7 protein-coding genes are annotated in these 9,022 nt (G+C 72.8%); 6 read left to right on the plus strand and 1 reads right to left on the minus strand.

What is annotated here, in order from left to right; all coding sequences use genetic code 11:
* Nucleotides 1-2 precede the first annotated feature (2 nt).
* Both ACZ6JY_RS24460 and ACZ6JY_RS24465 read left to right on the plus strand, forming a co-directional pair.
* Nucleotides 3-1,832 carry a phosphatidylglycerol lysyltransferase domain-containing protein gene (locus ACZ6JY_RS24460; RefSeq protein ID WP_469198745.1) on the plus strand — a complete coding sequence of 610 codons (1,830 nt, stop codon included), beginning with the start codon at nucleotides 3-5 and terminating at the stop codon, nucleotides 1,830-1,832.
* The gene (locus ACZ6JY_RS24465; RefSeq protein WP_469198747.1) at nucleotides 1,829-2,542 is read left to right on the plus strand and encodes a hypothetical protein; all 714 of its coding nucleotides are present in this window, start codon (nucleotides 1,829-1,831) and stop codon (nucleotides 2,540-2,542) included. Before ACZ6JY_RS24460 ends, ACZ6JY_RS24465 begins: the two co-directional genes overlap by 4 nt.
* Here the strand turns inward: ACZ6JY_RS24465 and ACZ6JY_RS24470 are convergent.
* Complete coding sequence (locus tag ACZ6JY_RS24470) at nucleotides 2,467-3,246, minus strand: hypothetical protein (protein ID WP_469198749.1); 780 nt, start codon at nucleotides 3,244-3,246, stop codon at nucleotides 2,467-2,469. The genes ACZ6JY_RS24465 and ACZ6JY_RS24470 overlap by 76 nt on opposite strands.
* An 87-nt stretch (nucleotides 3,247-3,333) precedes the next feature.
* Between ACZ6JY_RS24470 and ACZ6JY_RS24475 the strand changes: the two genes are divergently transcribed.
* From ACZ6JY_RS24475 to ACZ6JY_RS24490, 4 genes are all read left to right on the plus strand, one after another.
* Nucleotides 3,334-4,116 carry an adenosylcobinamide-GDP ribazoletransferase gene (locus tag ACZ6JY_RS24475; protein WP_469198751.1) on the plus strand — a complete coding sequence of 261 codons (783 nt, stop codon included), beginning with the start codon at nucleotides 3,334-3,336 and terminating at the stop codon, nucleotides 4,114-4,116.
* A gap of 146 nt (nucleotides 4,117-4,262) precedes the next feature.
* The gene (locus tag ACZ6JY_RS24480; protein WP_469198753.1) at nucleotides 4,263-5,816 is read left to right on the plus strand and encodes a leucyl aminopeptidase; all 1,554 of its coding nucleotides are present in this window, start codon (nucleotides 4,263-4,265) and stop codon (nucleotides 5,814-5,816) included.
* A 294-nt stretch (nucleotides 5,817-6,110) separates the two neighbouring features.
* A complete protein-coding gene (gene lpdA / locus ACZ6JY_RS24485; protein ID WP_469198755.1) occupies nucleotides 6,111-7,499 on the plus strand; it encodes a dihydrolipoyl dehydrogenase in 1,389 nt (462 codons plus the stop codon).
* A gap of 63 nt (nucleotides 7,500-7,562) precedes the next feature.
* The coding region (locus ACZ6JY_RS24490) for a biotin/lipoyl-containing protein (RefSeq protein WP_469198757.1) at nucleotides 7,563-9,022 on the plus strand (1,460 nt) is incomplete at its 3' end.

Raw genomic sequence — 9,022 nt, forward strand, 5'->3', positions numbered from 1 at the left:
TCATGGGAGATGAGCAGGCGGCCACCGGGCAACAGCGACCACGCACCGTCACGCAGCGCCGCGCCGCCGGTTTCACCGTCTGGTACCTCCGCGCCGTCACGTTCATCAACTTCCTGAGCGCGGTCTGGGTCTCCCTCGGGCAGGACCTGCGGCAGCACAACACGGAGAACTACTTCACCCCGTACCTGCTGACCGCGGGCTTCGCCTCCGGGGCGTTCACGCTGTTCCTGGCGATCACCATGCGGCGCCGCAAACGCGCCGCGTGGATCCTCAACCTCGTACTCGGCGGCCTCTTCCTGCTGCTCCTCGCCTTCGCGATGCTCTTCCCCGAGATCCGCGGGTACGCGCAGAACTGGATCTCGCTCGTCCTGACCGCCGCCTTCGTGGCCGCGCTGCTCGTCGGGCGCCGCGAGTTCTACGCGAAGGGCGACCGCGCCAACCCCAAGCTGGCCTCGGTCGTCGCCGTCGGCGGGCTCCTGGTGGCCTCGCTGCTCGCGACGCTGCTGGTCACCGCCACCAACCGCGCGCACGACGACTACCGCTCGTCCTTCCTGGACCGCTGGCGCTACGGCACCATGCGCCTGGTCTCGCTCGCGGCCGACGACGAGCGCTTCGAGGGCATCACCACGCCCGGCTGGGCCAACGTCTGCGTCAACATCCTGAGCACGCTTCTGCTCTGCGCCGTCCTGTACGCGGCGTTCCGCTCCCGCAGGGCCGTCGACCCGCTCTCCGAGGAGGACGAGGAGCGGCTGCGCGCCCTGCTCGCCCGGCACGGCGAGCGCGACTCCCTCGGCTACTTCTCGCTGCGCCGCGAGAAGAGCGCCGTGTGGTCGCCGACCGGCAAGGCCGCCGTCGTCTACCGCGTCGTCGGCGGCGTGTCACTGGCCTCGGGCGACCCCATCGGCGACCCGGAGGCCTGGCCCGGCGCGATCGAGCCGTGGCTCGCCGAGGCCCGCGAGCACGGCTGGCTCCCCGCCGTGATGGGCGCGAGCGAGGAGGCGGGCACCGTCTACGCACGGCACGGCCTGGACGCCCTGGAGCTGGGCGACGAGGCGATCGTCGTCACGGCCGCCAGGGGCGGAGCCGCTCAGGAGCACTTCACCCTGGAAGGCCGGGCCATGCGCACCGTCCGGCAGGCGTACAACCGCGTGAAGCGCGCGGGCTACCGGGTGCGCATCCGGCGGCACGAGGACATCCCGGCCGACGAGATGGCGTACCTCATCGAGCGTGCCGACGACTGGCGCGACGGCGCCACCGAGCGCGGCTTCTCCATGGCGCTCGGGCGGCTCGGCGACCCGGCGGACGGGCGGTGCGTGATGCTCGAATGCACGGACTCCGGGGGCGCGTTGAAGGCGGTGCTCTCCTTCGTGCCCTGGGGGCCGCACGGGCTCTCCCTCGACCTGATGCGGCGTGACAGGGACTCCGGGAACGGCCTGATGGAGTTCATGGTCATCGAACTCCTCCAGCACGCCCCGGAGATCAAGATCACTCAGGTCTCGCTCAACTTCGCGATGTTCAGGTCGGTCTTCGAACGTGGCTCCCGGCTCGGTGCGGGCCCGGTCCTGCGCCTGTGGCGGTCGCTGCTCAGCTTCTTCTCGCGGTGGTGGCAGATCGAGTCCCTGTACCGCGCCAACGCCAAGTACCGGCCCATCTGGGAACCCCGCTTCCTCCTCTTCGAGAAGAGCGGCGATCTGCCGCGCATCGGCATCGCCGCCGCCCGCGCGGAGGGCTTCCTGGAGGCGCCGGGCCTTGCGAGGGGGGTCCGCCCTGTTGGAGCGCGGCCGAGGACCTGGGGACGGCCGCGCCGTGAGCATCTGGAGTCGAGACGATGAACCCCCTGGCCCGCGGCGCCCGCGCCGAGTGGGGACCGCTCCTCTCCACCGTGCGGGACGCGCTCGTCACCCGGCGCCTGCGGGCCGTGCCCATGACGCTCACGGCGGTCTGCCTCACCGCGGCCTTCCAGTACGTGCAGAACCAGCCCTGGGGCTACGGGTTCGTCCAGAACATCGGCGCGGTGCGCGCCGACGACCCGCTCTGGCTCGCCCTCGTCCGCACCCCGCTCTCCCTCTTCGTGCCCGCGCTCGACCTGCCGGTGTGGGGCGCCCTCGTACAGATCCTGCTCGTCCTCGGCATCGCCGAGATCTGCCTGGGCCGGTGGCGCGCGCTTCTGATCGGGTACGTGGCCACCCTCGCCGGCACGCTCTACGCGCGCGTGGGCGTCGCCGTCGGCCCCGACCACCCGGCCGGGCTCCCCGGCTCCGACGCGCGGGTCGTGGACACCGGCCCCTCGGCCGCCGTGGTCGGCCTCGCGGTGTACGTGTGCCTGCGGTACGGGGCGTACTTCACGGCGGCACTCGTGACCGCCCTGATGATCTTCGAACTGGCCGTCAAGAACAACCTCGCGGGCAAGGAGCACCTGGCGGCGATCGCGGCCGTGCTCGTGCTCCGCGCGCTCACCCCGCCGCGTCACCGGTGCCGCGGCGGGTGCTCCGGGCCCGGCGACGGCCTCGCGTCGGGCGAGAAGCCGCCGATCAAGTCCTGAAGCCTGCGGCGCGGGCCCGCCCAGCGGCGGTCGTGCCGGAAGGCACGCAGCCCCGCACGCGCGCGTGCCCGGTGCCGGTGGCGGTAGAACCGCCGTGCCCACGCCGATCCGGGCCGGGCGAGACGGACCGCGCCGACCAGCGCGACGAACGGGACGACCATGCCGATCAGGGCGGTCCGCAGCTTGCCCTTGAGGAGCGCGATCAGCGCGAAGGCACAGTTGACGCCGGTGTTCAGCGCGAACACGGCGCGGTTCTGCCGCTCGGCGGGCGTCAGGTCGTTCACGCCGAGCGGCACGAAGCCGGTGAGGACGAGCATGACCAGGGCGGCCGTCAACATCACGACCTCCACGCTCTTGCGGCCCTGCTCGCTCCAGTAGACGTCGTCGAGGTACAGGATCAGCGCGAACTCGTCGAGCACCAGCCCGGCGCCGACGCCGAAGATCACGGCGGCGTACAGCGGCCCGCCCCCGTGCCGCCCCGCGGCCACCGCCCAGAACCCGCCGACCAGCATCAGGAAGATGCCGGGGACGACGTGGTGGACGTGCACCTCGCCCGTACTGATGTTCCGGAACGGTCCTTTGCCCGCCCGGATCAGCCGCGTGATGGTGCGGGTGACCAGGAACGACACCACGAACGAGAGCAGCGCGAGGAGCAGCGGCAGCTTCCCCGGCTCGACGACGTTCCGGTACCACCAGTCGCTCACGCGGCACGCCAGACGCTCATGCGGCCATCCTCCGTCCACGGCGGGCGGCCCGCAGGCCGGGCGGTCCCACCGGGGTAGCCTTCGCCGGTGCCAAGAACCTCCCCCGCCGACGGCATACGCTTCGCCTTCGGCACCCTCACCGCGCTCCCCGTCAGGGTCACCCGCTGGGACCGCGCCGCCGCGCGCGGCGGCATGCAGTGCGCGCCCCTCGCGGGCCTGGTGGTCGGCCTCTGCGCGGCGGGTGTCGGCGGCGCCCTGACGGCGCTCGGCGCGGGCCCGTTCCTGGCCGCCGTCGCGACCGTCGCGACCCCCGCCGCCCTCACCAGGGGCCTGCACCTCGACGGGCTCGCGGACACCGCCGACGGCCTCGGCAGCGCGAAGCCCGCCGACGACGCGCTGCGGATCATGAAGCAGTCCGACATCGGCCCCTTCGGCGTCATCACCCTGCTCTTCGTGCTGCTCGCCCAGGTCGCCGTCCTCTTCCAGCTCTACGAAGCGTCCTGGGCCCGCGGGGCCGTCGCCGCCGTCGTCTCGGCCGCCGCGGCCCGCCTGGCCCTCACCCTGGCCGCCCGCGCGGGCGTGCCCCCGGCCCGCCCCGAGGGGCTCGGCGCCGCCGTCGCCGGAGTCGTGCCGCGCGGCAGGGCGCTGCTCGTGGCCGCTGCCGTCCTGTGCGGGGCGGCGGCCTCGGGCGCGCTGTTCGGCCCGTACGGCGCCGTGCGTGCCGCGGCGGCCGTCGCCGTCGCCGTCGTGGCCGCCGAGCTGCTGCTCAGGCACTGCGTACGACGCTTCGGCGGCGTGACGGGAGACGTCTTCGGCGGCCTCGCGGAGACGGCCGCGACGGCCGCCCTCGTGGTGCTCGCGCTCGGCTGACAGCGGGTCGGCCTGTACCTTCCCGCACCCGACAGCGTGCCGAATACACACAGTGAGGCGCACCGCAGCGTTCACGGGCGTAGGCTCGCGACGGGCTCACCACCCCGCAGCCCGCCCAGAACTCACTGAAAGAGGACCTCACCACCGTGACTGCTCTGACTCTCAGCACCGCCGTCGCGTCCGGCCTGCGTGCCGACGCGATCGTCGTCGGTGTCGCCAAGGGCTCCGGCTCCAAGGGGGCCCTGGTCGTCGCGACCGGCGCCGAGTCCGTGGACAAGGCGTACGACGGCAAGCTCGCGTCCGTCCTGGAGACCCTCGGCGCCACGGGCGGCGAGGGCGAGGTGACGAAGCTGCCCGCGCCCTCCGGCTTCAAGGCGCCGGTCGTCGTCGCGGTCGGCCTCGGCGAGGTCCCGGAGAAGGACGAGACGTACGGCACGGACGCCCTGCGCCGCGCCGCCGGTGTCGCCGCGCGCGCCCTGACCGGTTCGAAGAAGGCCGGGTTCGCGCTGCCCGTCGAGGACGCCGGGGACATCGGTGCCCTCGCCGAGGGCGCGCTGCTCGGCGCGTACTCCTTCACCGCGTACAAGGACTCGGGCGACGCCAAGGGCAAGAAGAACGGCAAGAACGGCAAGGACGCCAAGGCGCCGCTGGCCGAGGTCGCCCTGCTCGGCGGCAAGCCGCGCGACAAGGCGTACAAGGCCGCGCTGGAGCGCGCCGTGGCGGTCGCCGAGGAGCTCAACCGCGCCCGCGACCTCGTCAACACCCCGCCGAACGACCTCGACCCCGAGGCCTTCGCCGCCGTCGCCACCGCGGCCGCCAAGGAGCACGGCATCAAGGTCCAGGTGCTCGACGAGAAGGCCCTCACCAAGGGCGGCTTCGGCGGCATCCTCGGCGTCGGCGCGGGCTCGGAGGCCCCGCCGCGCCTGGTGAAGCTCTCGTACACGCACTCCAAGGCCCAGAAGCACCTCGCCTTCGTCGGCAAGGGCATCACGTACGACTCGGGCGGCATCTCGCTGAAGCCCGCGGGTCACAACGAGACCATGAAGTGCGACATGGCCGGTGCCGCGGCCGTCTTCGCCGCCGTGGTCGCCGCCGCGCGCCTCGGCCTCGAAGTGAACGTCACCGGCTGGCTGGCGCTCGCCGAGAACATGCCGTCCGGCTCCGCGACCCGCCCCGGCGACGTCCTGCGGATGTACAGCGGCAAGACCGTCGAGGTCCTGAACACCGACGCCGAGGGCCGTCTCGTCCTGGCCGACGCCATCGCCAAGGCCTCCGAGGAGCAGCCCGACGCGATCGTCGACGTGGCGACCCTGACCGGCGCCATGATGGTGGCGCTCGGCAACCGCACCTTCGGCATCATGGCCAACGACGACGCCTTCCGTACGTCGGTCCACGAGATCGCCGAGGAGGTCGGCGAGCCCGCGTGGCCGATGCCGCTCCCCGCCGACCTGCGCAAGGGCATGGACTCCCCGACCGCCGACATCGCCAACATCGGCGACCGGATGGGCGGCGGCCTGGTCGCCGGCCTCTTCCTCCAGGAGTTCGTGGGCGAGGGCATCGTCTGGGCCCACCTCGACGTCGCGGGCCCGGCCTTCCACGAGGGCGCGCCGTTCGGCTACACCCCCAAGGGCGGCACCGGCACCGCGGTCCGCACCCTGGTCCGCCTCGCCGAGCGCACCGCCGCCGGCGACCTGGGCTGACCCGGACACCCGGCGCGGGGCCCCGGACGTGCCCACGTCCGGGGCCCCGTCTCCTTTCGCGCGCGATTTCGCCCTCGACGAAATCCGCATGTCCGTACGCGCGGACAGGCGCCCGGACGGGCGTAGGGCGTCTCACGGCCCGGCCCGGCGTCCCGTCTCGCGCCGACAAGTGCGAAGATGGGTTCTCGGCAGGACAGGGCCCCCACCACAGGGCCGAAACAAGAGCGGCCGAATACCAGCCGCCGCCCGGTCATCGCCGACCGGCGTACGGCGCACATGCATGGAGGACGTGACGTGGCGAACGACGCCAGCACCGTTTTCGACCTAGTGATTCTCGGCGGCGGTAGCGGCGGTTACGCCGCGGCGCTGCGCGGAGCGCAGCTGGGCCTGGACGTCGCCCTGATCGAGAAGAACAAGCTCGGCGGCACCTGCCTGCACAACGGATGCATCCCCACGAAGGCGCTGCTGCACGCCGGCGAGATCGCCGACCAGGCGCGCGAGGCCGACCAGTTCGGCGTGAAGGCCACCTTCGAGGGCATCGACATGGCGGCCGTCCACAAGTACAAGGACGACGTGATCTCGGGCCTGTACAAGGGCCTCCAGGGTCTCGTCGCCTCCCGCAAGGTGACGTACATCGAGGGCGAGGGCCGGCTCTCCTCGCCGACCTCCGTCGACGTGAACGGCCGGCGTGTCCAGGGCCGCCACGTCCTCCTCGCGACCGGCTCCGTGCCGAAGTCGCTGCCGGGCCTGGAGATCGACGGCAACCGCATCATCTCCTCGGACCACGGCCTGACCCTGGACCGCGTGCCGAAGTCCGCGATCGTCCTGGGCGGCGGCGTCATCGGCGTCGAGTTCGCCTCGGCGTGGAAGTCCTTCGGGACCGACGTCACGGTCATCGAGGGCCTCAAGCACCTCGTGCCCGTCGAGGACGAGAACAGCTCCAAGCTTCTTGAGCGCGCGTTCCGCAAGCGCGGCATCAAGTTCAACCTCGGCACGTTCTTCGAGAAGGCCGAGTACACGCAGGACGGCGTCCGCGTGACCCTCGCCGACGGCAAGACCTTCGAGGCCGAGGTCCTCCTGGTCGCCATCGGCCGCGGCCCGGTCTCCCAGGGCCTCGGGTACGAGGAGCAGGGCGTCGCCATGGACCGCGGCTACGTCCTGGTCGACGAGTACATGCAGACCAACGTCCCGACCGTCTCGGCCGTGGGTGACCTGGTCCCGACCCTCCAGCTCGCGCACGTCGGCTTCGCCGAGGGCATGCTGGTGGCGGAGCGCCTGGCCGGTCTCAAGACCGTTCCGGTCGACTACGACGGCGTGCCCCGGGTGACGTACTGCCACCCCGAGGTCGCCTCCGTGGGCATCACCGAGGCCAAGGCCAAGGAGATCTACGGCGCGGACAAGGTCGTCGCCCTCAAGTACAACCTCGCGGGCAACGGCAAGAGCAAGATCCTCAAGACCGCGGGCGAGATCAAGCTCGTCCAGGTCAAGGACGGTGCCGTGGTCGGCGTCCACATGGTCGGCGACCGCATGGGCGAGCAGGTCGGCGAAGCCCAGCTGATCTACAACTGGGAGGCGCTGCCGGCCGAGGTCGCCCAGCTCATCCACGCCCACCCGACGCAGAACGAGGCGATGGGCGAGGCTCACCTGGCCCTGGCCGGCAAGCCGCTGCACTCCCACGACTGACCCTTCAGTCATCGGGCGCGACGACCGTAGACTTCCGCAATTTTGTAAGGAGCAACTGAAACCATGGCGGTTTCCGTATCCCTTCCGGCGCTCGGCGAGAGCGTCACCGAGGGCACTGTCACCCGTTGGCTGAAGGCCGAGGGCGAGCGCGTCGAGGCCGACGAGCCGTTGCTCGAGGTCTCGACCGACAAGGTCGACACCGAGATCCCCTCCCCTGCCGCGGGCATCCTGGCCTCCATCAAGGTCGCCGAGGACGAGACCGTCGAGGTCGGCGCCGAGCTCGCCGTCATCGACGACGGCTCCGGTGACGCGGGCGGCTCGGCCGCCCCCGCCCAGGCCGAGGCCCCGGCCGCCCCCGCCCCTGAGGCCCCGAAGCAGGAGGAGGCCCCGGCCGCCCCCGCGCCGCAGGAGGCCCCCCAGCAGCAGGCCCCGGCCCCGTCCGGCGGCGCCGCCGAGGGCACCGAGGTCACCCTGCCCGCGCTCGGTGAGTCCGTCACCGAGGGCACCGTCACCCGCTGGCTGAAGGAGGTCGGCGAGGAGGTCGCGGCCGACGAGCCCCTCCTCGAGGTCTCGACGGACAAGGTCGACACCGAGATTCCCTCGCCGGTCGCGGGCGTGCTGCTCGAGATCGTCGTGGCCGAGGACGAGTCCGCCGAGGTCGGCGCCAAGCTCGCCGTCATCGGCGCGCCCGGTGCCGCTGCGGCCCCGGCCAAGGAGGAGGCCCCGGCCGCCCCCGCGGCCGAGACCCCCGCCCCGGCTCCGGCCGCCCCGGCCGCCCCCGCGGCCCCGGCTGCCGCCCCCGCCGCTCCGGCCGCGCCCGCCGCTGCCGCCCCGGCTCCGGCTCAGCCCGCCGCTCCGGCCGCCCCCGCGGCCCCGGCCCAGCCGGCTCCCGCCGCTGCCGCTCCGGCCGCCCCGGCCCCGGCCGCCCCGGCCCCGGCCGCCCCCGCGGCTCCGGCGCAGTCCGCCCCGGCCGACGACGGCGCCTACGTCACCCCGCTGGTGCGCAAGCTCGCCACCGAGAACGGCGTGAACCTCTCCGAGGTCACCGGTTCCGGCGTCGGCGGCCGCATCCGCAAGCAGGACGTCATCGCCGCCGCCGAGGCCAAGAAGGCCGCCCCGGCCCCGGCCGCCGCAGCAGCACCGGCCGCCGCCTCGAAGGCTCCGGCCCTGGAGGTCTCCCCGCTGCGTGGCCAGACCGTCAAGATGACCCGCATGCGCAAGGTCATCGGCGACAACATGATGAAGGCCCTGCACTCCCAGGCCCAGCTGACCTCGGTCGTCGAGGTCGACATCACCAAGCTGATGAAGCTGCGCGCCAAGGCCAAGGACGCCTTCGCCGCCCGCGAGGGCGTCAAGCTGTCCCCGATGCCGTTCTTCGTCAAGGCCGCCGCCCAGGCACTGAAGGCCCACCCGGTCATCAACGCCCGGATCAACGACGACGAAGGCACCATCACCTACTTCGACGCGGAGAACATCGGCATCGCCGTCGACGCCGAGAAGGGCCTGATGACCCCGGTCATCAA

It is taken from the genome of Streptomyces sp. NPDC046335 (assembly GCF_055587985.1).